The 23,118-nt window shown below is 71.3% G+C and carries 16 protein-coding genes and 1 riboswitch; of the genes, 6 read left to right on the top strand and 10 right to left on the bottom strand.

What is annotated here, in order from left to right:
- Nucleotides 1–219: 219 nt before the first annotated feature.
- On the bottom strand, nt 220–1,788 hold the full coding sequence (locus tag AB0E88_RS16175) for a YibE/F family protein (protein ID WP_361630344.1): 1,569 nt from the start codon (nt 1,786–1,788) through the stop codon (nt 220–222).
- Between the two features lie 71 nt (nt 1,789–1,859).
- A riboswitch (TPP riboswitch) is annotated at nt 1,860–2,037 on the top strand.
- On the opposite strand from AB0E88_RS16175, the gene thiC reads away from it, so the two are divergent.
- Nucleotides 2,030–3,814, top strand: a complete 1,785-nt coding sequence (thiC, locus tag AB0E88_RS16180; RefSeq protein ID WP_361630347.1) for a phosphomethylpyrimidine synthase ThiC — start codon at nt 2,030–2,032, stop codon at nt 3,812–3,814. (Overlaps the previous riboswitch by 8 nt.)
- A gap of 162 nt (nt 3,815–3,976) precedes the next feature.
- Here the strand turns inward: thiC and AB0E88_RS16185 are convergent, their stop codons facing one another.
- From AB0E88_RS16185 to AB0E88_RS16195, 3 genes are all read right to left on the bottom strand, one after another.
- Nucleotides 3,977–4,846 carry a hypothetical protein gene (locus tag AB0E88_RS16185; protein WP_361630350.1) on the bottom strand — a complete coding sequence of 290 codons (870 nt, stop codon included), beginning with the start codon at nt 4,844–4,846 and terminating at the stop codon, nt 3,977–3,979.
- A 217-nt stretch (nt 4,847–5,063) separates the two neighbouring features.
- Nucleotides 5,064–6,170 (bottom strand): metallophosphoesterase, encoded by a 1,107-nt coding sequence (locus AB0E88_RS16190; protein WP_361630352.1) that lies wholly within the window; start codon nt 6,168–6,170, stop codon nt 5,064–5,066.
- A 360-nt stretch (nt 6,171–6,530) separates the two neighbouring features.
- Complete coding sequence (locus AB0E88_RS16195; RefSeq protein ID WP_361630355.1) at nt 6,531–7,646, bottom strand: LacI family DNA-binding transcriptional regulator; 1,116 nt, start codon at nt 7,644–7,646, stop codon at nt 6,531–6,533.
- A gap of 468 nt (nt 7,647–8,114) precedes the next feature.
- Here AB0E88_RS16195 and hisC point away from each other — a divergent pair, with 468 nt between their 5' ends.
- On the top strand, nt 8,115–9,194 hold the full coding sequence (gene hisC, locus AB0E88_RS16200; RefSeq protein WP_361630358.1) for a histidinol-phosphate transaminase: 1,080 nt from the start codon (nt 8,115–8,117) through the stop codon (nt 9,192–9,194).
- Between the two features lie 181 nt (nt 9,195–9,375).
- On the opposite strand, the gene AB0E88_RS16205 is transcribed toward hisC, so the two are convergent.
- Entirely contained in the window at nt 9,376–9,771 is a 396-nt protein-coding gene (locus AB0E88_RS16205) for a cyclophilin-like fold protein (RefSeq protein WP_361630361.1), read from the bottom strand.
- A gap of 210 nt (nt 9,772–9,981) precedes the next feature.
- Between AB0E88_RS16205 and AB0E88_RS16210 the strand changes: the two genes are divergently transcribed.
- The 4 genes from AB0E88_RS16210 to AB0E88_RS16225 all read left to right on the top strand — a co-directional run bounded on the left by AB0E88_RS16210 (nt 9,982) and on the right by AB0E88_RS16225 (nt 17,259).
- Nucleotides 9,982–11,490 carry a cytochrome ubiquinol oxidase subunit I gene (locus AB0E88_RS16210; protein ID WP_361630364.1) on the top strand — a complete coding sequence of 503 codons (1,509 nt, stop codon included), beginning with the start codon at nt 9,982–9,984 and terminating at the stop codon, nt 11,488–11,490.
- Between the two features lie 20 nt (nt 11,491–11,510).
- A complete protein-coding gene (gene cydB, locus AB0E88_RS16215; RefSeq protein WP_361630367.1) occupies nt 11,511–12,515 on the top strand; it encodes a cytochrome d ubiquinol oxidase subunit II in 1,005 nt (334 codons plus the stop codon).
- Nucleotides 12,516–12,546: 31 nt separating this feature from the next.
- Entirely contained in the window at nt 12,547–16,050 is a 3,504-nt protein-coding gene (gene cydD, locus AB0E88_RS16220) for a thiol reductant ABC exporter subunit CydD (RefSeq protein WP_361630370.1), read from the top strand.
- 153 nt (nt 16,051–16,203) lie between these two features.
- Complete coding sequence (locus AB0E88_RS16225) at nt 16,204–17,259, top strand: M23 family metallopeptidase (protein ID WP_361630373.1); 1,056 nt, start codon at nt 16,204–16,206, stop codon at nt 17,257–17,259.
- Between the two features lie 291 nt (nt 17,260–17,550).
- Here AB0E88_RS16225 and AB0E88_RS16230 read toward each other — a convergent pair whose 3' ends face one another.
- The 5 genes from AB0E88_RS16230 to AB0E88_RS16250 all read right to left on the bottom strand — a co-directional run bounded on the left by AB0E88_RS16230 (nt 17,551) and on the right by AB0E88_RS16250 (nt 22,935).
- Nucleotides 17,551–18,459 (bottom strand): HAD-IIB family hydrolase, encoded by a 909-nt coding sequence (locus AB0E88_RS16230; RefSeq protein WP_361630376.1) that lies wholly within the window; start codon nt 18,457–18,459, stop codon nt 17,551–17,553.
- A gap of 124 nt (nt 18,460–18,583) precedes the next feature.
- The gene (locus tag AB0E88_RS16235) at nt 18,584–19,495 is read right to left on the bottom strand and encodes an LLM class flavin-dependent oxidoreductase (RefSeq protein ID WP_361630379.1); all 912 of its coding nucleotides are present in this window, start codon (nt 19,493–19,495) and stop codon (nt 18,584–18,586) included.
- A gap of 115 nt (nt 19,496–19,610) precedes the next feature.
- Entirely contained in the window at nt 19,611–20,174 is a 564-nt protein-coding gene (locus AB0E88_RS16240) for an RNA 2'-phosphotransferase (protein ID WP_361630382.1), read from the bottom strand.
- Nucleotides 20,175–20,338: 164 nt separating this feature from the next.
- Nucleotides 20,339–22,096 (bottom strand): SDR family oxidoreductase, encoded by a 1,758-nt coding sequence (locus tag AB0E88_RS16245; RefSeq protein WP_361630385.1) that lies wholly within the window; start codon nt 22,094–22,096, stop codon nt 20,339–20,341.
- The gene (locus tag AB0E88_RS16250; RefSeq protein ID WP_361630388.1) at nt 22,093–22,935 is read right to left on the bottom strand and encodes a M24 family metallopeptidase; all 843 of its coding nucleotides are present in this window, start codon (nt 22,933–22,935) and stop codon (nt 22,093–22,095) included. Before AB0E88_RS16250 ends, AB0E88_RS16245 begins: the two co-directional genes overlap by 4 nt.
- Nucleotides 22,936–23,118 lie beyond the last annotated feature (183 nt).

Here is a 23,118-nt window from a genome sequence, read left to right on the forward strand (position 1 = left end):
CCACGGTGGCGTAACGGTTCACCGCTGTGGGACGGGGATTTGCAGGAACGGTTCTGCAGGGCGGTGACACGGTGACCGTCGCGCTGGTGACGCCGTCGGCCGTCGGGTACGGCGGCGCCGTCGACGGGGCGGCTACGGGCGCGACGGTACGGTCGCGCGGCCGGCGGTACGGCTACGCCGTCGCCCGGCATCTCAGCGCTCGCGCCGGCACCCGGCGTTTCAGCGCTTGCGCCGGCGCCCCCGGCCGCCGCGGCCTGCGGGCACCGGGATCGAGCCGGTACCGGTGCCGGTCCCACCGGCGGCGCTCTGGCCGGCCGCTGTCGGCCCCTGACGGTCGGCGGCCACCACCAGAGCCGCGAGCGCCGTGGTGACCGGCACCGAGGCGACCAGGCCGATCGATCCCACCAGCGTGCGCACGATCTCCTCCGCGACCAGTTCGCTGTTGGCGACCGTGCCCACGCTGCTCTGCGCGATGGAGAAGAGCAGCAGCAGGGGCAACGCGGCACCGGCGTAGGCGAGGACGAGGGTGTTGACGACGGACGCGATGTGGTCGCGGCCGATCCGGATCCCGGCCCGGTACAGCCCGCGCCGGCCCATCGACGGGTTGGCCTCGTGCAGCTCCCAGACGGCGGAGGTCTGGGTGACCGTCACGTCGTCGAGCACGCCGAGGGATCCGATGATGACGCCGGCGAGCAGCAGACCGCTCATGTCGATGGACGGGTACAGGCCATGGATCAGGCCGGTGCTGTCGTCCGTGTTGCCCGTCAGCGCGGCCCAGCCGATGAACAGCGAACCGAGGACGCCGATCAGCAGCAGGGAGACCAGTGTGCCCAGCACCGCCACGGACGTCCGGGCCGACAGCCCGTGGCACAGATACAGGGCGATGAGCATGATCGCGCTGGAGCCCACGACGGCGACGACCAACGGGTTCTCGCCCTGCAGTACCGCCGGCAGGATGAAGAAGTTCAGCACCAGGAAGCTGATGGCCAGCGCGACGAGTGCCATCACCCCGCGCATCCGTCCCACGACGATGACGGCGAGCGCGAAGATGCCGGCCAGCAGGGCCATCGGGAAGCGCCGGTCGGCGTCCGTGACGGAGTACTGAAGGTCCTTCGGTGCCGAGGGCTCGTAGGCGACCACCACCTTCTCGCCCTGGTGCAGCTGCCGTGTCTGGTCGGGCTGCACGATCTCGGTGAACGTCCGGCCCTTGTCGTTGCCGGAGTCGACGCGGACGGTGGCCTTCTTGCAGGCGCCGTCGGCCTGTTGCCGGGTCGGGGACCCCTGCGCGGTGGACGTGTCGCCGGTCGGCGTACCACCGGAGGCGTTGACGGACTTGCAGCTCACCTCGACCACCTGGGTGACCGTGGCCTGCTGGGTCTGCCGGTCGAAGCCCACACCGGAGCGCTGGTGGGAGGGGGCACCGCCCGGCCACAGCACGCCGAGGCCGACGACCACCGCCACGGCGAACGGGATGAGGATCGCCGCGATGACCTTGCGCAGATGCCGGGAGACGGGAGCGGCGGGCCCGTGACTGTGCGAGTGCCCGTGCCCGCCGCCCGCGGAATGCGCGGCACCGTGTCCGCTTCCCGCGGCGTGCCCGGCACCGTGTCCGTGCCCGCCACCGGACGCGTGCCGATGCCCGTGCCCGGCGCCCGGGGCGTACCCGTGCCCGGCTGCCGGCGTGTGCCCGTGCTCCGGCCCGTCCTCGGCGCCCTGGCCGTGGCCGGTCGGGCCCTGGCCGTGCGGCGGCTCGGGCGGCGGATACGGGGGCTGGTGTGTGGTGGTCACCGCCCGATCATCGCAAGAACGGCAGGGGCCCCCTGTTCATCGCGCCTGAATTGACGCTAGCGTGGAGGCACCTTTGCACACGCGGGAGCTCGGAGCACCGGGCTGAGAGGGCGCTGACCTCCGTCTTCGCGATGTTTCACGTGGAACATGTGGCGTTCCACACGAAATGTCGGCAGACGGTGACCGCTGCGTCGACCGCCGAACCTGTTACCGGGTAATGCCGGCGTAGGGAGTAGGTCTCATGACCAACAAGGACGTACGCACGCCTGCCTCCGTTCAGAGCGAGTCGGCTCAGGAGGCCGGGAAGTCCATCGGCTGGCACAAGGCATACGTCGAGGGTTCGCGCCCCGACCTGCGGGTGCCGGTCCGTCAGGTGCACCTCACCAACGGGAAGGCGGTCACGCTCTACGACACGTCCGGCCCGTATACCGATCCGCTTGTCGACACCGACGTCCGCAGGGGCCTGTCGCCCCTGCGGGAGAACTGGATCATCGCCCGCGGCGACACCGAGGAGTACGCGGGCCGCCCCGTCCGCCCGGAGGACGACGGGATCAAGCACACCTCGCCGCGCGGCGGCCTGCGCAATCTCGACGCGGTCTTCCCCGGGCGGCCGCGCCAGCCCCGCCGCGGCCGCGACGGCCAGGCGGTCACGCAGCTCGCGTACGCCCGCCGGGGCGAGATCACGCCCGAGATGGAGTTCGTGGCCCTTCGGGAGAACGTCTCGCCCGAGGTGGTCCGCGAGGAGATCGCGGCGGGCCGAGCCGTGCTGCCGGCCAACGTCAACCACCCGGAGATCGAGCCGATGATCATCGGCAAGCGGTTCCTGGTGAAGGTCAACGCCAACATCGGCAACTCCGCAGTGACTTCTTCCATCGAGGAGGAGGTCGAGAAGATGACCTGGGCGACCCGCTGGGGCGCCGACACGGTCATGGACCTGTCCACGGGACGCAACATCCACACCACCCGCGAGTGGGTGCTGCGCAACTCCCCCGTCCCCATCGGCACGGTGCCGCTCTACCAGGCGCTGGAGAAGGTCGACGGCAGGGCCGAGGAACTGACCTGGGAGATCTACAAGGACACGGTCATCGAGCAGGCCGAGCAGGGCGTGGACTACATGACGGTCCACGCGGGCGTGCGTCTGGCGTACGTGCCGCTCACCGCCAACCGCAAGACGGGCATCGTCTCGCGCGGTGGTTCGATCATGGCCGCGTGGTGCCTGGCGCACCACAAGGAATCGTTCCTGTACGAGAACTTCGAGGAGCTCTGCGAGATCCTCGCCGCGTACGACGTGACGTACTCCCTCGGTGACGGTCTCCGGCCCGGCTCCATCGCGGACGCCAACGACGAGGCGCAGTTCGCGGAGCTCCGCACGCTCGGGGAACTCAACACGATCGCCAAGCGTTTCCACGTACAGACCATGATCGAGGGCCCGGGACACGTCCCGATGCACAAGATCAAGGAGAACATCGACCTTCAGCAGGAGATCTGCGATGAAGCTCCGTTCTATACGCTCGGCCCGCTGACCACCGACGTCGCGCCGGCGTACGACCACATCACCTCCGGCATCGGCGCCGCGATGATCGCCTGGTGGGGCACGGCGATGCTCTGCTACGTCACGCCCAAGGAGCACCTGGGCCTGCCCAACCGGGACGACGTCAAGACCGGTGTCATCACCTACAAGATCGCCGCCCACGCGGCCGATCTGGCCAAGGGGCACCCGGGCGCGCAGGAGTGGGACGACGCGCTGTCCGACGCCCGGTTCGAGTTCCGGTGGGAGGACCAGTTCAACCTCGCGCTGGACCCGGACACGGCGCGGGAGTTCCACGACGAGACCCTGCCGGCGGAACCCGCCAAGACGGCCCACTTCTGCTCGATGTGCGGGCCGAAGTTCTGCTCGATGAAGATCTCGCAGGACATCCGCCGTGAGCACGGCGGCAGCAAGGCCGAGATCGAGGCCGGGATGGCGGAGAAGTCGCGGGAATTCGCGGCGGCGGGCAACCGCGTGTATCTGCCGATCGCGGACTGAGTCGCACCGCCCGGACCGCCCGGACCGCCCGGACCGCTTCGACAGGTCCGGGCGGCCCGGGGTGACGCGGACTGTCCCGTGGGGGCCCGGCGTTGGACGGCTCGCGGCGGACGTCCGATGCCCCCGCGTGCGCTCGTCCTCTCCGGGGCGTGCGCCGGCGCTTCACTCCGGCTGGTGCTCCGGGCCACCGAAGTCGGGGCTGCTGAAGTCGGGGCTCGTGAAACTCGGGCGCGGGCCTGCGGCGGGGCCGTCGTCGGGGCTGGTGAATCCCGGCCGGTCGTAGCCCAGGCGCGGGATGCGGCTGGACGGCACCGACGGGGACACGGGGTGCGCCGGGCTCGTACCGGGCTCGGCCAGGGCGTCGCGCAGGAACGGCACGATGCCGCGTTCCAGCAGGGCTTCGTGCCAGGCGTCACGAGCCTGGGTCAGCTCCTGCGGAGGTTCACCGTGGGCGCCGGACTCGAGCGAGGGGCGGTTGCGCAGGGCCGTGAGCAGCAGCCCCACGGTGGCGACGAGGATCGTGGCCGCCGTCAGGGCGCCGAAGACCCATCCGGCGGTGAGCATGGTCCGGGCGAAGGCCGGCTCGGGGTCGAGCATCTTCAGGATGTAACCCACCAGCAGGAATATCGCGGCGGCGGTGCCGGAGAGGACGGGGGCGAGGACGGCGACCACGGCGACGGCGCCCGCGCCCGTGCTCTCGGCCATCTCGCCCACGGTGGCGGCGAGTCCCATCGGGGCGCCGGCGGGGTCGGCGGACGCGGACGTGCGCTCGGCCGTCAGGGCGGCGGCCGGGGCCGGCTGACGCAGCTCCTCGCGCACCTTGACGTAGTGCTGGTACTCGGTGGCGGCGGAGGCGGTGATGAGGGAGGTGGCGCTGAGCGCCATGGCGCGCAGCTGTTCGAGGGTGAGACGTCGGCCGGCGGCGGACAGTTCGGGACGGTGGGCTGCGGAGCGCAGCGCCTCATCGAGGATCCGTTCGTAGTCCTGACGGTCCTCGCTCAGCAGGTGCTGCGGAACGCTGTTCATGTGCATCCCCCGATGCTCCGTAGGGCTTGGGGCTCGCATGGCGACGAGCCGTCGGGCAGAAACGGAGGGGAGCCTGCTACGGATAAGCCGATGGTAGAGCGGCGACGGCTCGCGGTGACAGGGGGTTTCCACAAATTGCCGACGCGCCCGGTGTGTTGAGCGGATCCGGGCCGTCCGCCGGGCGGCGGGGGAGATTGCGCCGCGGGGCGGCGCGCGGGAACGCTCAGCCGCCCAACGGGAGCTCCTGGACCAGCAGTTTTCCTGCCATCGTCACACCGCCGTCCATCGCGATGGCGAGCCCGTCGGCGTAGACGTGCGGGCCCTCGACGAGCGGGCCGGCGCTGTCCTCGCCGTCCTCGGAGCCGACCTCGCCCAGCAGATACGGAATCGGGCTGTGGCCGTGAACGATGCGGGTGCCGCCGTACGTATCGAGCAGCGAGCGCACGGCGTCGGCGCCGCCCTCGTCACGGAAGGAGAAGCGCTTGGTGAACTTGCGGAACAGATCCCAGCACTCGTCGGCGTCGTTGCGGGTCAGCGTCTCGCGGACGGTGTCGTTGACGGCCTCGATCGAGTCGCCGTAGTCGAGGTAGGCGGTGGTGTCGGAGTGCACGAGCAGATAGCCGTCGACCTCCTCCACCGCGTCCAGACGCGCCATCCACTGCAGGTGGTGGTCCTGCAGGCGGTCCATGTCGGTCTTCTGGCCGCCGTTGAGCAGCCAGGCCGCTTGGAAGGTGGCGGTGCCCGCGCCGGAGTTGACGGGCGTGTCGCCGAACCGCTTGGCCCCGAGCAGCAGCAGTTCGTGGTTGCCCATGAGGGCCTTGCAGTAGCCGCCGGCCGCGGCGGCCTCCGCGGACAGGCGCATGACCAGGTCGATGACGCCGATGCCGTCGGGTCCGCGGTCGGTGAAGTCGCCGAGGAACCACAGCCGGGCGGTGCCGGCGCACCACTGGCCCGCCGCGTCGATCAGCCCCTTCTCCTGCAGGGCGGCGATCAGCTCGTCCAGATAACCGTGCACGTCGCCGACGACGAACAGGGGACCGGGGCCGGCGCCGGGCTGCGCCGCGGCCGGGGCCGGAGCGGCCACCGGGTCGACGGTCACCTGCACGGTGTCACCGCGGTTGATGACGGGCAGATCGCGCTCGGTGGGCGTGTAACCCTCGGGCACCTGCAAGGGGTCCTCGACGGGCGGGGCGCCCTCGCCGGGGTGGGCGCCGTGGATGAACGGACCGGTCTCATGGACGTACGCGGGCACGCGGAAGTCGCGCAACGTCGCCGTCCGCTCCACCTCGGGTCCCTGACCGGCCCCCTGAGTCATCGACCCCTCCACCATCGCGCCGCATCTGCACCGCTTCGGACTGCCTGGTCGCAGCGGCCCGCGGTGTCGTGGGCCCATCATAGGAATGCGGATCGTGCCGTGTGATGACCCAGGGGTGGTGAATCGGAACAAGACTCCTGTTCACCGCGGCTTTCGCCCCGTTTGGGAAGGGCTTTCCCCACCTGGTCCCCTCCCCTCCACGCCGCAGCGGGGAGCGGCACGCCCGCCTCGCCGCCCCGCCACCGGCCCCCGGCCGGTGCGCGCGGCGGACCCCCGCGCTCCTGTCGAGGCACGCATCGGACCCCCCACGCTCCTGCCGAGGTGCGCAGCGAGCCATCCGTGCTCCTGATGAAGCGCGCGGCGGGCCACCCGTGGCTACCCGTCCCCCTCCGGGGTGCGCGGCGGGCTGACCGTCGTGCGCTGCGGGCGGCGCTGAGAGGACGTTCGGATGATCAGCTCGGTCGGTATCACCTGCTCGACCGGCTGGTCCGATTCCACCCCCTCGATGGCGTCGATGAGCAGCTGCACCACGGCCGTGCCGATACGGCGGGGCTTGAGCGAGAGAGTCGTGATGGGCGGCTCGGTGCTCGCGTACACGGTGGACTCGCTGCAGCACACCAGCAGCAGGTCCTCGGGCACGCGCAGCCCGTAGCGGCGGGCGGCGGCGAGCAGGTCGGTGCCGTTGGGGTCGAACAGGCCGTAGACGGCGTCGGGACGGTCGGGCCGGGCGAGGAGCCGGTCCGCGGCCACGGCGCCCGCGCACGGGTCGTGCGCCGGGTAGGCCTCGTAGACCGGGTCCTGGCCGACCCGCTCGCACCAGCGCAGATAGGCGGTGGTCGACAGGTGGGTGTAGGTGTCGGTCGTGGTCCCCGTCAGCAGGCCGATGCGGCGGGCGCCGGCGTCGGCGAGATGGTCGAGGATGTTCATGACGGCGGCCTCGTGGTCGTTGTCGACCCAGGCGGTGACGGGCAGGGACCCGACGGGGCGGCCGTCGGAGACCACCGGTAAACCCTGCCGGACCAGTTCCGTGACGACGGGGTCCTCGTCGGAGGGGTCGATGACGACGGTGCCGTCCAGTGCGACGTTGGACCACACGTCGTGGCGGGAGGTCGCGGGCAGGATGACGAGCGCGTAGCCCCGGGCGAGCGCGGCGGAGGTGGCGGCGCGGGCCATCTCGGCGAAGTACGCGAATTCGGTGAAGGTGAAAGGTTCATCCCCGTACGTCGTCACGGTCAGACCGATGAGGCCCGACTTGCCGGTACGGAGGGTGCGGGCGGCGGCGGAGGGGCGGTAGCCCAGCCGGTCGGCGACCTCGCGGACGTGGCGCCGGGTCGCGTCCGGGAGCCGGCCCTTGCCGTTCAGGGCGTCGGAGACGGTTGTGATGGAGACTCCGGCGGCGGCGGCCACGTCTCTGATACCCGCCCGGCCCGGCCGGCTGCCTCGGCGTGAGGTTTCCGCGCGGCTCACCTGGTGCTTCCCTGCTGCTGTCATGGCGAGGTGATAGTAGGGCTCATGACGCGGGGTAGTGCGGACGCATATGCACGCGTTGACAGGCACGTTTCTGCATGGCGAAACGCCCTCAAGTACCTGCGAAAACAAGGAAGTTAACCGTTTCTATCGCAAGACATGATGCGTCGGCGCGGATAGGCCTGCCAAGCACCCGATGTTTCGAAGAGGTCTCAACTCACCTTGACGAGGGATGCGCGCCACGGCGTGAGCTACCGGCGCATAGATATATGTACGGCGCGCCCCCCACCTCGTACGCCCGGCCGGACCCTTCGTGCGTCTTCGTACGACGATGCCCGTGATGCCCCCGGGGCCGGAGGGGTGCCGCTGCGCGGACGTGTGGCGTACGAGGTCCTGCAGACCGGTACGCAGCGCGGCCCAATCCTCATAAGGTGAGCAGTATTGGAAGCCGGCGGCGGTGACGGGCCGCCGGTGGTCGTGAGGAGGACTGCGGTGAGCGAGACGAGCCCGAAGCTGCGCGCCGAGCTGGAGGGGATTCCCACCTACAAGCCGGGCAAGCCCGCCGCGGCGGACGGCCCGGTGGCCTACAAGCTGTCCTCCAACGAGAACCCCTATCCGCCGCTGCCCGGCGTGATGGAGCGCGTCACCGCCGCTGCCCACCACTTCAACCGCTACCCGGACATGGCCTGCACGGGCCTGATGAACGAGCTGTCCGAGCGCTTCGGGGTCCCGCTCTCTCACGTGGCGACCGGCACGGGCTCGGTCGGCGTGGCCCAGCAGCTGATCCAGGCGACCTCCGGCCCCGGCGACGAGGTGATCTACGCCTGGCGCTCCTTCGAGGCGTACCCGATCATCACGCAGATCAGCGGGGCGCGCTCGGTGCAGGTGCCGCTGACCGAGGGCGATGTGCACGACCTGGACGCCATGGCGGACGCGATCACCGACCGGACCCGGCTGATTTTCGTCTGCAACCCGAACAACCCCACCGGCACCGTGGTGCGGCGGGCCGAGCTGGAGCGCTTCCTGGACCGGGTGCCCAGCGATGTACTGGTGGTGCTGGACGAGGCGTACCGGGAGTTCATCCGTGACCCCGAGGTGCCCGACGGTGTGGAGATCTACCGGGAGCGGCCGAACGTCTGCGTGCTGCGCACGTTCTCCAAGGCGTACGGCCTCGCGGGACTGCGGGTCGGCTTCGCGATCGCCCACGAGCCGGTCGCGGCGGCGCTGCGCAAGACGGCGGTGCCGTTCGGCGTGAGCCAGCTGGCCCAGGACGCGGCGATCGCCTCGTTGCAGGCGGAGGACGAGCTGCTCGGCCGGGTCGGCTCGCTCGTGTGCGAGCGCACACGAGTGGTCGACGCGCTGCGTGCGCAGGGCTGGACGGTGCCCGAGACCCAGGCCAACTTCGTGTGGCTGCGGCTGGGCGAGCGCACGCTCGCCTTCGCGGAGGCGTGTGAGCAGGCCGGCGTGGTCGTCCGGCCCTTCGCGGGCGAAGGGGTGCGGGTCACCGTCGGAGAGGCCGAGGCCAACGACATCTTCGTGAAGGTGGCGGAGAACTTCCGCAAGGAGCTGTAGGGCTCCGGCTCCGGAGGGCCAAGGAGGCGAAGGGCTTCGAGGGGAGGGGCCGAAGGACTTCGAGGCAAGGAGCCGAAGGGCTCCGTCGACAGCTGGCGGAGAGAGACGCCGCGGGTGCGGCCGCGGCTTGAAGTGAGCTGTCCGGGTGTGGGTCGAGGGCTGGTTCAGTCGAGAGGCTGGGTCAGCCCTCGATCAGTTCCACGCGGATGGGGTCGCCGTCGCGCACCGTGGCCAGTGCGCGGGCGTCCCCGTCCAGGCGTCCCATCACATTGCACGGACTGGCCAGGCGGCACTCGTCACCCCGCGAGATCGGCGTCGGCCCGTAGGGGAGGGCGAGCGCGTCGCCGTCCGTCCAGAACGCCACGGTGCCCGGCTCGACGACCTGCTGGGCCGTGGTTTCACGTGAAACCGAGACCCCGGTGTCGAAGTAGACCTCCTCCCCCCAGGTGCGGGCGACGGAGGCGAGGGGCAGGGCCTTGGCCAGGGCCTGTGTGGTGGCGGTGTCGTCGAGGGTCGCGGTGAGGTGTCCCGCCGGCCAGGAGATCCGGATCTGAGTCGTGCTGCTGTGCGTCTGCATGGCGCGCAATTCAACACAATGTTGAACTCGCTGCCAAGAGTCTGCCGCGACGGTCAAGGGGGGACCCCCTGTCGAACGTCGAAAATCGGTGCGTCATAATGGCTTGTGAATGTGAATGCATTCACAAGCGTGTCCCGTTGCTCCCGCGTTGTCTGCGACAAACAGGGGCAAACGGCTGCCGTACCACGGCGAGGTAAGGAGACTGACGACGTGGACCTGGCTTTGGCGCCGGAGACCCTGGCGCGCTGGCAGTTCGGCATCACCACCGTCTACCACTTCCTGTTCGTCCCGCTGACGATCTCTCTCGCCGCGCTCACGGCCGGGTTGCAGACCGCCTGGGTGCGCACGGAGAAGGAGAAGTACCTCAGGGCCACCAAGTTCTGGGGCAAGCTCTTCCTGATCAACATCGCGATGGGCGTGGTCACCGGCATCGTGCAGGAGTTCCAGTTCGGCATGAACTGGTCGGACTACTCACGCTTCGTCGGCGACATCTTCGGCGCGCCCCTCGCCTTCGAGGCCCTGATCGCCTTCTTCTTCGAGTCGACCTTCATCGGCCTGTGGATCTTCGGCTGGGACAAGCTGCCGAAGAAGATCCACCTGGCCTGCATCTGGATGGTGTCGATCGGCACGATCCTGTCGGCGTACTTCATCCTCGCCGCGAACTCCTGGATGCAGCACCCGGTCGGCTACCGGATCAACAAGGCGAAGGGCCGGGCCGAGCTGACCGACTTCTGGGCCGTGCTGACCCAGAACACCGCGCTCAGCCAGGCCTTCCACACCCTCTCCGCGGCCTTCCTGACCGGCGGCGCCTTCATGGTCGGCATCGCCGCGTACCACCTGGCCCGCAAGAAGCACATCCGCGAGATGAAGACCTCGCTGCGGCTCGGCCTGATCACCGTGGTGATCGCGGGCCTGCTGACCGCGGTCAGCGGCGACACCCTCGGCAAGGTCATGTTCAAGCAGCAGCCGATGAAGATGGCCGCCGCCGAGGCCCTGTGGGACGGGCAGAAGCCGGCCCCGTTCTCCGTCTTCGCCTACGGCGACGTGGAGAAGGGCCACAACAGCGTGGCCATCGAGATCCCCGGCCTGCTGTCCTTCCTGGCCAACGACGACTTCACCTCGTACGTCCCCGGCATCAACGACGTCAACAAGGCCGAACAGCAGAAGTTCGGGCCCGGCGACTACCGGCCCAACATCCCGGTCACCTTCTGGGGCTTCCGCTGGATGATCGGCTTCGGCATGACGTCCTTCGCCCTCGGCATCGCCGGCCTGTGGCTGACCCGCAAGAAGTTCCTGCTGCCGCAGCATCTCAGGGTCGGCGACGACGAGGTGCCGCACCTGGTCCTGTTCAAGGACAAGGCACTCAGCCCGAAGCTCACCACCTGGTTCTGGCGCATCGCGATCTGGACCCTGGCCTTCCCGCTGATCGCCAACTCCTGGGGCTGGATCTTCACCGAGATGGGCCGCCAGCCGTGGGTCGTCTACGGCGTCCTGCAGACCCGTGACGCGGTCTCCCCCGGCGTCTCCCAGGGCGAGGTCATCACCTCGATGTCCGTCTTCGGCGCCCTGTACGCGATCCTCGCCGTCATCGAGGTGAAGCTGCTCGTCAAGTACGTCAAGGCCGGGCCGCCGGAGCTGACCGAGGACGACCTGAATCCGCCCACCAAGATCGGCGGCGACTCCCGGGACGCCGACAAGCCGATGGCCTTCTCGTACTAGGCCGAGGGAGCTGCACAGACATGGAACTGCACGACGTCTGGTTCGTCCTGATCGCCGTCCTGTGGACCGGCTATTTCTTCCTGGAGGGCTTCGACTTCGGGGTCGGCGTCCTCACCAGGCTGCTGGCCCGCGACCGCGCGGAGAAGCGGGTGCTGATCAACACCATCGGCCCCGTCTGGGACGGCAACGAGGTGTGGCTGCTCTCGGCGGGCGGCGCCACCTTCGCGGCCTTCCCCGAGTGGTACGCCACCCTGTTCTCCGGCTTCTATCTGCCGCTGCTGGTCATCCTCGTCTGCCTGATCGTCCGCGGTGTCGCCTTCGAGTACCGCGCGAAGCGACCCGAGGAGACCTGGCAGCGCAACTGGGAGACGGCGATCTTCTGGTGCTCGCTCATCCCCGCGTTCCTGTGGGGCGTGGCCTTCGGCAACATCGTCCACGGCGTGAAGATCGACAGGAATCTGGAGTACGCCGGGACCGTCGGCGACCTGCTCAACCCGTACGCCCTGCTCGGCGGCCTGGTGACGCTGACCCTGTTCACCTTCCACGGGGCGGTGTTCACGGCGCTGAAGACCGTCGGCGAGATCCGGGAACGCGCCCGGAAGCTGGCCCTCAAGGTCGGCCTCGTCACCGCCGTCCTCGCGGTGGCCTTCCTGGGCTGGACGCAGGCCGACAGCGGTGACGGCAAGAGCCTGATCGCCCTGGTGGTCGCCGTGGCGGCACTGGTCGCGGCCCTGGTGGCCAACCAGGCGGGACGGGAAGGCTGGTCGTTCGCCCTGTCGGGGGTGACCATCGTGGCCGCGGTGGCCATGCTGTTCCTGACGCTGTTCCCGAACGTCATGCCGTCCACGCTGAACCCCGACTGGAGCCTGACGGTGACCAACGCCTCGTCGAGCCCCTACACCCTGAGGATCATGACCTGGTGCGCCGCGATCGCCACGCCGGTCGTGCTGCTCTACCAGGCATGGACCTATTGGGTCTTCCGCAAGCGGATCGGCACTCAGCACATCGCCGAACCCGCGCACTGAGGCCGAACCCGCGCACTGAGGTGTGTTTCACGTGAAACCAATCGATCCGCGTCTGCTCCGGTACGCCCGGGCCACCCGCCGTTTCCTTCTGGCGGTGGTCGGCCTGGGCGCCCTGGGGGCGGTGCTGGTCATCGCCCAGGCGATGCTCATCGCCGAGGTGGTCGTCGGCGCCTTCCAGCACGGGATGGCGGTGTCCGCGCTGCGTAATCCGCTGCTGCTGTTGGTGGCCGTCGCCGGCGGCCGCGCCCTGGTGTCCTGGCTCACCGAACTTGCCGCTCACCGGGCGAGCGCCGCGGTGAAGTCGGAGCTGCGGGGCCGGCTGCTGGAGCGGGCCGCAGGGCTCGGGCCGGGCTGGCTGAGCGGCCAGCGGACCGGATCGCTGGTCACGCTCGCCACGCGTGGCATCGACGCGCTGGACGACTACTTCTCGCGCTACCTGCCACAGCTGGGGCTCGCGGTGGCGGTGCCCGTGGCCGTGCTGGCGCGGATCGTCACCGAGGACTGGGTGTCGGCGGCCATCATCGTCGCCACCCTGCCGCTGATCCCCGTCTTCATGATGCTGATCGGCTGGGCGACCCAGTCCCGGATGGACCGGCAGTGGCGGCTGCTGTCCCGGCTGTCCGGGCACTTCCTCGACGTCGTCGCGGGGCTGCCCACGCTCAAGGTGTTCGGCCGGGCCAAGGCGCAGGCCGACTCGATCCGGCGGATCACCGGCGAGTACCGCCAGGCGACCATGCGCACCCTGCGGATCGCTTTTCTGTCCTCCTTCGCCCTGGAGCTGCTGTCCACGCTGTCCGTCGCCCTGGTCGCCGTCACGATCGGCATGCGGCTCGTCCACGGCGAGATGACGCTCTACGACGGCCTGGTCGTCCTCGTCCTCGCGCCGGAGGCGTATCTGCCCCTGCGGCAGGTGGGCGCCCAGTACCACGCGGCCGCCGAGGGACTGGCGGCGGCGGAGGAGATCTTCGCCGTACTGGAGACTCCGCTGCCGCCGTCGGGCACGCGGGCCGTGCCGGCCGGAGGCATCGCCTTCGACGGCGTCTCCGTGCGCTACCCGGGCCGTTCCGCGGACGCGGTGACGGACGTGTCCTTCGCCGTCGCACCGGGGGAGACGGTCGCCCTGGTCGGCCCGAGCGGTGCGGGCAAGTCGACCCTGCTCAACGTCCTGCTGGCCTTCGTACGGCCGACCGGCGGGCGCGTGCGGATCGGGGGCGCCGACCTCGCCGACCTCGACCTGGAGCAGTGGCGGTCGAAGATCGCCTGGGTGCCGCAACGGCCACAGCTGTTCGCCGGCACGGTCGCCGACAACGTCCGCCTGGCCCGCCCCGACGCCGACGACACCGCCGTACGGCGGGCGCTCGCCGACGCCGGGGCACTGGACTTCGTGGACGCGCTGCCCCAGGGGCTCGGCACCCTGCTGGGCGAGGACGGGGCCGGGCTGTCCGCCGGGCAGCGGCAGCGCCTCGCGCTGGCCCGCGCGTTCCTCGCCGACCGGCCGGTGCTGCTGCTGGACGAGCCGACGGCCGCACTCGACGGCCGGACCGAGGCCGAGGTCGTCGAGGCCGTGCGTCGCCTCGCCGTGGGCCGCACCGTGCTGCTGGTCGTCCACCGGCCGGCGCTGCTCAAGGTCGCGGACCGGATCGTGCGACTCGAGGACACGGATCGCGCGATGCGGCCGGAGGCCACCACGGCACCGGCCGCGAGCGCGGCAAGCGGAAACGACGACCGGCACGCGGCCGCCGGGGCGCACCCCACCGACCCCGCGGCGCAGCAGCGGACCAGCCGGGGGAGTGTCCTCGCCCGCGTCCGCGCGATGTCCGGGGCCCGGCGCGGACGGCTGCTGCTGGCGCTGCTGCTCGCCGGCCTCGCGCTGGGCAGTGCCGTCGGTCTCATGGCCACCTCCGGCTGGCTGATCTCCCGGGCCTCGCAGCAGCCGCCCGTGCTGTATCTGATGGTGGCCGTGACGGCCACCCGCGCCTTCGGCATCGGCCGCGCGGTGTTCCGCTACGGGGAGCGGCTGGTGTCGCACGACGCGGTGCTGCGGATGCTCGCGGACACCCGGGTCGCGGTCTACCGGCGTCTGGAGCGGCTGGCACCCGCCGGACTGCGCGCCCGGCACCGGGGCGATCTGCTGGCCCGGCTCGTCGGTGACGTGGACGCGTTGCAGGACTACTGGCTGCGCTGGCTGCTCCCCGCCGGGGCCGCCGCGCTCGTGTCGGCCGCCGCGGTCGGCTTCACCGCCTGGCTGCTGCCGGAGGCCGGTGCGGTCCTCGCCGTCGGTCTCCTCACGGCCGGCGTGGGCGTCCCGGCGCTCACCGGCGCCGTCGCCCGCCACGCCGAACGCCGGCTCGCACCCGCCCGCGGTGAGCTGGCCACCCGGGTCACCGATGTCCTCACCGGCACCGCGGAACTCACCGTCGCCGGTGCCCTGCCGGCCCGTACCGCCGAGGCCGCCCGCGCCGACCGGACGCTCACCGGGATCGCCGCACGCGCCGCCGGTGCCACCGCGCTCGGGGACGGGCTCACCGCGCTCCTGTCCGGGCTGACGGTCGCCGCCTCCGCCCTGGTCGGCGCCCAGGCGGTCGCCGCCGGACGGCTCAGCGGCGTCGCGATGGCGGTCGTCGTGCTGACGCCGCTGGCCGCGTTCGAGGCCGTGACGTCCCTGCCGCTCGCCGTGCAGTACCGGCAGCGGGTGCGCCGGAGCGCCGAGCGCGTCTACGACGTGCTGGACTCCCCCGCGCCCGTCGAGGAGCCGGAGCGGCCGCTCTCGGCGCCCGCCACGCCGTTCCCGGTCGTCGTGCGGGGCCTGACCGCCCGCTACCCGGGCCAGGACCGCGACGCGCTCGCCGGTGTCGACCTCACCCTGCGTCCCGGACGCCGGATCGCCGTGGTCGGCCCGTCCGGGTCCGGCAAGACCACCCTCGCGCAGGTCCTGCTGCGCTTCCTGGACCCGGCCGCCGGGTCGTACACCCTGGCCGGTGCGGACGCCAGCGCATTCGACGGCGACGACGTACGCCGCTTCGTCGGGCTCTGCGCCCAGGACGCGCACCTCTTCGACAGCTCGGTGCGCGAGAACCTCCTGCTGGCGCGGAAGGACGCCGCCGAGGCCGATCTGCGGGGGGCGCTGGCCCGGGCCCGGCTGCTCACCTGGGCGGACAGCCTGCCCGACGGTCTCGACACGCTGATCGGTGAACACGGCGCGCGGCTGTCCGGCGGGCAGCGGCAGCGTCTGGCCCTGGCCCGTGCCCTGCTCGCCGACTTCCCCGTCCTCGTCCTGGACGAGCCCGCCGAGCACCTGGACCTGCCGACCGCCGACGCCCTCACCGCCGACCTGCTGGCCGCCACCGAGGGCCGTACGACACTGCTCGTCACGCACCGGCTCGCCGGTCTCGAGGCCGTCGACGAGGTGATCGTGCTCGACGAGGGCCGTGTCGTGCAGCGCGGCCCGTATGCGCGACTCGTCGCCGAGGAGGGGCCGCTGCGGCGGATGGCCGCCCGGGAGGCGGAGGCGGAGCTGCTGGTGGCAGCGCACTGACGGCACCGGGGCAGCCGCGGACGGGGGCCCCGCACGGGCCCGCCACCCGACACGCCGGAGGACCCCGCTTCGCACCCGTCCGCAGCACACCGCTCCCCCAGTCGTACGACACGGACAGGGCCGCGTGACACGTACCGCGCGACGATCGGCGGCATGCGCTCACTTCGCCGCCGCCCGCTGCTCCTCGCTGCCCTGCTCAGCACGCTGGCGGTGCTCGCGGCCGCCCCTGCCCCGGACGACGGCGAACCAGGCGCCGACTCCGCTGCCAGGGCCGGGGCGGAGGTCGCGCGGCTCTACCAGGACGCGGCCGCGGCGACCCAGCGGTACGAGCAGGGCCGCCGGGAGGCCGGCGCCCAGCGTCTGCGGGCCCTGCGCGCGGAAGCACTGCTGGAACGGCAGCGGCAGCAGCTGGGGGTGCTGCACAAGGACCTGGGCCGTATCGCGCGGGCCCAGTACCGCAGCGGCGGCGGGCTGCCGATGACCGCGCGGCTCCTGCTGACCGACCGCCCCGAGGAGGCGTTGCGCGGACAGCACGCCTTCGCCCGGGTCCAGGGGACCGTGACCCGCGCCATCGACCGGAACCACCGGGCCGAGGCCAGGCTGAGCGCCGACGAGGCCAGGGCGGCGGCCACCTGGCAGGCGCTGGAGCAGCGCAGCGCCGCGCTCGCCGCGCTGAAGAAGGGCATCGAGGCGAAGCTCGAGGACGCCCGGACCCGGCTCCAGGGACAGGCCGATGCGTCCGTCGCGGCGGGCAGCTGCCGCGGTGCCGTCCGCCTTGCACAGCCGCCACTGGACGGTACGCGCGCGTGGGTCGCGCCGGTGGAGACCTATCAGCTGTCCGCGGGCTTCGGCAGCGACGGCTCGCACTGGGCGCACCGGCACACCGGGCAGGACTTCGCCGTGCCGATCGGCACGCCGGTGCGGGCGGCGGGCGCGGGGCGGGTGGTGCGGGTGTCCTGCGGCGGCGCCTTCGGCATCGAGATCGTGCTCGAGCACCCGGGCGGCTACTACACGCAGTACGGCCATCTGGCCTCCGCCGGCGTCGATGCGGGGCAGCAGGTGCTGGCGGGAGAGTGGATCGGCCAGTCCGGCACGTCCGGCAACTCCACCGGTCCGCATCTGCACTTCGAGGTGCGGATCACGCCCGAGATGGGGTCGGCGCTCGATCCGGTGCCGTGGCTGGCGGAACGCGGCGTGCGCGTCGGCTGACGCCGACGGGGCGCGGGGTGACCGGCACCGGCTGAAGGCACCGCGCCCCGGTCGGCACCGCGCCCCGGTCGGCACCGCGCCCCGGTCGGCACCGCGCCCCGGTCGAAAGGCACCGCGCCCCGTGTGAAAGGCACCGCACCGCACAGCCCGCGCCGACGAGGTGGCCGGCACCGACTGCCGACTGAAAAGCACCGCACTCCACGGCCGGTCTGGGTCCGGGCGAGGGCGTGGTCCTGGGCGGTGTCCGCACGGGCCGAGCCCCCGGACGCCCCCAGGGGCCGCTGTCGGCCGCTATGCCCAGGTCGACGGGGCCTGGCCGCGCTCGGCCAGCAGCCGCTCGATCACCACCGCCACGCCGTCGTCGTTGTTGGCGACCGTCCGCCCCGAGGCCGCGGCGATCACGTCCGGATGGGCGTTGCCCATGGCGTAGGACCGGCCCGCCCAGGTCAGCATCTCGACGTCGTTGGGCATGTCCCCGAAGGCGACGACCTCCTCGTGCGAGATGCCGCGCTCGGCGCAGCACAGGGCGAGCGTGCTGGCCTTGGAGACGTCCGGACCGCTGATCTCCAGCAGGGCGCTGGGGCTGGACCGGGTGACGTTGGCACGCTCGCCGATCGCCAGCCGGGCCAGGGTGAGGAACGCGTCCGGCTCGATCGAGGGGTGGTAGGCGAGGATCTTGAGCACCGGCTCGTCGGGCAGTGGGCCGTTCGGCCCGAGCAGCTCCTCGGCGCTGAGCAGGACGTCGGGGATCTCCATGTGCAGCTTCGGGTAGTCCGGCTCCTGGTTGAAGCCGTAGGTCTGCTCGATGGCGTACACGGTGCCCGGCGCCGCGTCCCGCAGCAGTCGTACGGCGTCCAGCGCGTTCTCCCGGGCCAGCTCGCGCACCTTCACGAAGCGGTGGGCGCCGGGGCCGCCGTGCAGGTCGACCACGGCGGCGCCGTTGCCGCAGATCGCCAGGCCGTGGCCGTGGACGTGGTCGCTGACCACGTCCATCCAGCGCGCCGGGCGGCCGGTGACGAAGAAGACCTCGATACCCGCCTCCTCGGCGGCGGCGAGGGCGGCGACTGTGCGCGGCGACACCGACTTGTCGTCGCGCAGCAGGGTGCCGTCGAGATCGGTGGCGATCAACCGCGGCGGGAGAGCGGAGGCCGGGGTCTCGGGCTGTCGGGTCGCTGAGGTCACCGGGCCATTGTCCCGCATATGCCCGCACGACCGTGCGGCACTGTGCACATCTGAGGGCATCTGAGGGTTTCCCCCATGCCGAGCCCTCGACCTTGACGGCTCAGGGCGGCTTCCCCGGCCCCGCCGGAATTCCGCCGCCATGTCATCCCAGCTGCGCGAGCGCCTCCATGGCGATGTCCTCGAAGACCTTCTGGTCCGCCGCGAAGTCCGAGTCGGGGATCGGCCAGTGGATGACGATCTCGGTGAACCCCAGCTCCCGGTGGCGGCCGGCGAAGTCCACGAAGGCGTCCAGCGACTCCAGGGGACGGCTGCGGTCCGGGGTGAAGCCGGTCAGCAGGACCTTGTCCATCCCGGCCACGTCCCGCCCGATGGCGGCGCAGGCCTCGGACAGCTTCTGCATCTGGGCGCCCAGCGCCTGCACCGACTGCTCGGGGGTGCCGTTCTCGTACAGCTTCGGGTCACCCGTGGTCACCCAGGCCTGTCCGTGGCGGGCGGCGAGCTTCAGCCCGCGCGGTCCGGTCGCGGCCACCGCGAAGGGCAGCCGGGGCCGCTGGACACAGCCGGGGATGTTGCGCGCCTCCTGCGCCGAGTAGAAGGTCCCGTCGTAGGTGACCGCGTCCTCGGTGAGAAGCCGGTCCAGCAGCGGCACGAACTCGGCGAACCGGTCGGCGCGCTCCCGCGGCGTCCACGGCTCCTGGCCCTCTGGCAGCAGCGTCGTGGCGTCGAAGCCGTTGCCGCCCGCGCCGATGCCCAGGGTGACCCGGCCACCGGAGATGTCGTCCAGGGAGATCAGTTCCTTGGCGAGGGTCACCGGGTGCCGGAAGTTCGGCGAGGTCACCAGCGTCCCCAGGCGCAGCCGGTCGGTGACCGACGCGGCCGCCGTCAGGGTCGGGATGGCGCCGAACCACGGGCCGTCCCGGAAGCTGCGCCAGGAGAGGTGGTCGTAGGTGTACGCGGTGTGGAAGCCGAGCTCCTCGGCCCGCGTCCAGGCCGAACGGCCGCCTTCGTGCCAGCGACGGTAGGGGAGGATCACGGTGCTCAGGCGCAGACTCATAACCCCCGAGGGTAGGGGCACACCCCTGTTTCACGTGAAACGATCACCGGTGCCCCGCGCCGAAGCCTGTCAGTGCCCGGCGCCGACGCGTGTCAGTGCCAGGCGCCGACGTCTGTCAGTGGCTCTCGGGGAAGCGCAGGTAGCGGGGCGGTACGGCACGGGTCAGCCACACCCCGTTGGCGCTGACGTGGAAGGCATGGCCGTCGTGGTGCATGGCACCGGCGTCGACCGCCAGCACCACGGGCCTGCCGCGGCGTGCGCCCACGCGGACGGCGGTCTCCCGGTCGGCCGAGAGGTGCACGTCGTGGCGGTTCATGGGCCGCAGCCCCTCGGCGCGGATCGCGTCCAGATGACGCGCGACGGTGCCGTGGTAGAGGTACGGCGGCGGGGTGGCCGGCGGCAGGCCCAGTTCCACGTCGACGCTGTGGCCCTGGCTGGCGCGGATCCGGCCACCCTCGATCGCGAAGCGCTGCTTGTCGTTGACGGCGACGACGTGGTCCAGTTCCTCCCGGGTGATCGGGAAGCCGTGGCGGGCCGCCGCGGCGAGGAGCGCGTCGATCTCGACCCAGCCGCCCTCGTCCAGCACGACGCCGATGCGGTCCGGCCGGTGCCGCAGATGCTTGGACAGGTACTTCGAGACCCGCACGACGCGTCTGTCGTCCGTGTCGTTTTTGTTCATGCCGTCATCATGACGCGAGAGAGCTGGATCACGCACATTTTTTTCGAGCGCAGGTTTGATCCACAAGCAAGTGCGGTTATCCACAGGCTACTTGGTCACTCTGTGGACAACCACACTCACGCTAACAGCTGTTGATCAACACCACCGGGCAACAAGGGGTGTTGTCACGACACCGGTGGCTCGACCCGCGCCAGCGCCCTCAACATCCGAGGAGTGAACCGTGACATGGCGTGGAACAGGCGCGCCTCGGGCGTCACCGGCACCACGGCGGCGTTCCGCACCACGGCGTCCAACACGGCGTCAGCAACCTTCTCGGGCGGGTAGTTTCGCGCGCCGTAGAGCCGCGCCGTGCGCTTCTGCCGTCGCCGTTCCTCCTCCGCGTCCACACCCGCGAAGCGCGCCGTGGCCGTGATGCTGGTGTTGACGAAGCCGGGGCAGATCGCGCTCACCCCGATGCTTCGCTCGGCGAGTTCGGCCCTCAGGCACTCGCTGAGCATCAGCACGGCCGCCTTGGACGTGCTGTAGGCGGACAGTGCGCGGGACGGCTGGTACGCGGCCGCTGAGGCGACGTTGACGATGTGGCCGCCCTGGCCCCGCTCGGCCATCTGCCGCCCGAACAGACGGCAACCGTGCACGACCCCCCACAAGTTGACGTCCAGGACCTTGCGCCAGTCGTCCGGTGTGGTGTCGAAGAAGCTGCCGGACAAGCCGATCCCGGCGTTGTTCACGAGCACGTCGACGACGCCGTACTCGACGGCGACCTTCTGCGCGAGCTTCTCCATCGCCTGCTCGTCGGAGACGTCAACTGCCTCCGCCCACGCGGCCGGTGCGCCCACCAGCCGGGACATCTCGGCGGTCCGCGCGGCCGCCTCGGCGTCCCGGTCGACGGCGATCACCCGCGCCCCGGCCTCGGCGAACGCGAACGCCGTGGCCCGGCCGATACCGCTGCCCGCTCCGGTGACGAGGACGAGCTGTCCGCCGAAGCGGTCGGCGTGGCGGCCGGTGGCCCGCACCTGCTGCCGCCCGTCCTCGACCGAGGTGACGAACTCGGTTATCCACGCGGACAGTTGGTCGGGTCGCGTCCGCGGCACCCAGTGCCTGGCCGGCAGCGTGCGACGCGTCAGCTGCGGAGCCCACAGCTCCAGATCGTCGTAGAGCCGCTCGGACAGGAACGCGTCCTGTACCGGCGTGATGAGCTGCACGGGCGCGTGCGCGTACGCGTCCGTGCGCGGCCTGCGCAGCCGGGCGCGGACGTTGTCGCGGTACAGCCAGGCGCCGTGCGCCGCGTCGGTGGGCAGCGACGCGGTGGGGTAGTCGCCGTCGGGCGTGCGCTCGACGCGCCGCAGGATGCCGGGCCAGGCCTTGCCGAGCGGACCGCGCCAGGCCAGTTCGGGCAGCTTCGGCGTGTGCAGCAGGTAGACGTACCAGGATTTGGCGCCCTGGCCGAGGAGCTGACCGACACGGCGGGGCGTGGGATGAGTGAGCCGCCTGTTGATCCAGTGGCCGAAGTGGTCCAGGGACGGCCCGGACAGGGAGGTGAAGGAGGCGATGCGGCCCTCGGTGCGCTTGACCGTGACGAACTCCCACGACTGCACCGAGCCCCAGTCGTGCCCCACCAGGTGCACGGGCCGGTCCGGGCTGACGGCGTCGGCGACCGCCAGGAAGTCGTCCGTGAGCTTCTCCAGCGTGAATCCGCCGCGCAACGGCTTCGGCGCGGTGGAGGCGCCGTGGCCGCGCACGTCGTACAGCACGACGTGGAAGCGGTCGGCGAGCCGGACGGCGACCTCGGACCAGACCTCCTTGCTGTCCGGATAGCCGTGCACGAGGATCACCGTCGGCCGGCCCGGGTCACCCAGTTCGGCCACGCACAGTTCCACGTCGCCGGCGCGCACCCGGCGCTCACGAGCACCCATGACCGTCACTTGTCCTCCGCCCAGCGCCGCACGTGCGGCAGATCGTCGTCCAGCCAGAAGGCACTCTCCGCGGGATCCTCCGAGTCGGTCACGACCAGGATCTCCTCGAACTTCGCGCCCGTACCGCGGAAACCCAGGTGGGGTTCGACCGCCCACAGGCCCGGCTGCGGCGGATGGTCGGAGAAACGGTACGGCGACCACAGCGGCGACCAGCCCTCGCGGTGACCGTGCACGGCGTCGGAGAGCAGTCCTTTCAGCGACTGGGTGCCGAAGCCGAACAGGCGCGGGGCGAAACGGCGTTCCCGCACCCGGTCCACCTTGTGCGCGATCACGCCGAAGGGGTAGGCGCGGTGCCGGTTGGCGTAGCCCTGGCGGACCATGAGCCGGTCCACGTCCTCGTAGATCTCGCGCAGCGGCCGTCGCTCGCGCACCTCGCGCAGGATCAGCTCGCGGTGCGCCTCCAGGTCCGCCATCAGCTTGTTCTGCACCGGGTTCGGCCCGAGCGAGCCGGAGTAGCCGATGTCCGCGGTGTACCCCTCGTACACCGGGGCCATGTCCAGGATGAAGGGCATCCCGGGCTCCAGGCGCCGGTCGGTGGGGAAGAACTGCAGCGGCACCCGGAAGTTCACGAACGCGGTGCGGTCGCCGAACCAGGCGAACGGCATGTGGAACCAGTCCCGCACCCCGCGCTCGCGCAGCCACTCCCGCTGCATCCGCGCCGCCTCGCGCTCGGTCACTCCTGGTCGCAACCGGGCCGCCACCGCCTCGGCGCATTCGTAGGCCAGGCGCTGTACCCGCTGGAAACCTCGCAGCTCAGCGGAGATCTCCCGGGTCACTGCGGTCGTCATCCCAACGCCTCCAGCGGTCCTCGTCGACTGCGGTACGTGCCCGTAACTTGACCTGAGCGAATCTGGCACTTGTTAGACGCGGAGTCAATAGGTGGGGAATCAAGGAGACGCGGACAGGGGTGGAGGGGCCGTCCGTAGCTCTCAGGCACCACATCCCCTACGGGCCCGTACGACTGGAGTCTG

It is taken from the genome of Streptomyces sp. NPDC028635 (assembly GCF_040637635.1).
In the GTDB taxonomy this organism is placed as follows: Bacteria; Actinomycetota; Actinomycetes; order Streptomycetales; family Streptomycetaceae; genus Streptomyces.

Excerpts from the sequence above, each read along its gene's own strand:
- AB0E88_RS16190 (WP_361630352.1), bottom strand. The coding sequence starts at position 6,170 with ATGGTGGAGGGGTCGATGACTCAGGGGGCCGGTCAGGGACCCGAGGTG.
- AB0E88_RS16235 (WP_361630379.1), bottom strand. The coding sequence starts at position 19,495 with ATGAGTCTGCGCCTGAGCACCGTGATCCTCCCCTACCGTCGCTGGCAC.
- cydB (WP_361630367.1), top strand. The coding sequence starts at position 11,511 with ATGGAACTGCACGACGTCTGGTTCGTCCTGATCGCCGTCCTGTGGACC.
- AB0E88_RS16185 (WP_361630350.1), bottom strand. The coding sequence starts at position 4,846 with ATGCACATGAACAGCGTTCCGCAGCACCTGCTGAGCGAGGACCGTCAG.
- AB0E88_RS16250 (WP_361630388.1), bottom strand. The coding sequence starts at position 22,935 with ATGACGACCGCAGTGACCCGGGAGATCTCCGCTGAGCTGCGAGGTTTC.
- AB0E88_RS16205 (WP_361630361.1), bottom strand. The coding sequence starts at position 9,771 with ATGCAGACGCACAGCAGCACGACTCAGATCCGGATCTCCTGGCCGGCG.
- AB0E88_RS16240 (WP_361630382.1), bottom strand. The coding sequence starts at position 20,174 with ATGAACAAAAACGACACGGACGACAGACGCGTCGTGCGGGTCTCGAAG.
- AB0E88_RS16230 (WP_361630376.1), bottom strand. The coding sequence starts at position 18,459 with ATGCGGGACAATGGCCCGGTGACCTCAGCGACCCGACAGCCCGAGACC.
- AB0E88_RS16195 (WP_361630355.1), bottom strand. The coding sequence starts at position 7,646 with ATGACAGCAGCAGGGAAGCACCAGGTGAGCCGCGCGGAAACCTCACGC.
- AB0E88_RS16225 (WP_361630373.1), top strand. The coding sequence starts at position 16,204 with ATGCGCTCACTTCGCCGCCGCCCGCTGCTCCTCGCTGCCCTGCTCAGC.
- thiC (WP_361630347.1), top strand. The coding sequence starts at position 2,030 with ATGACCAACAAGGACGTACGCACGCCTGCCTCCGTTCAGAGCGAGTCG.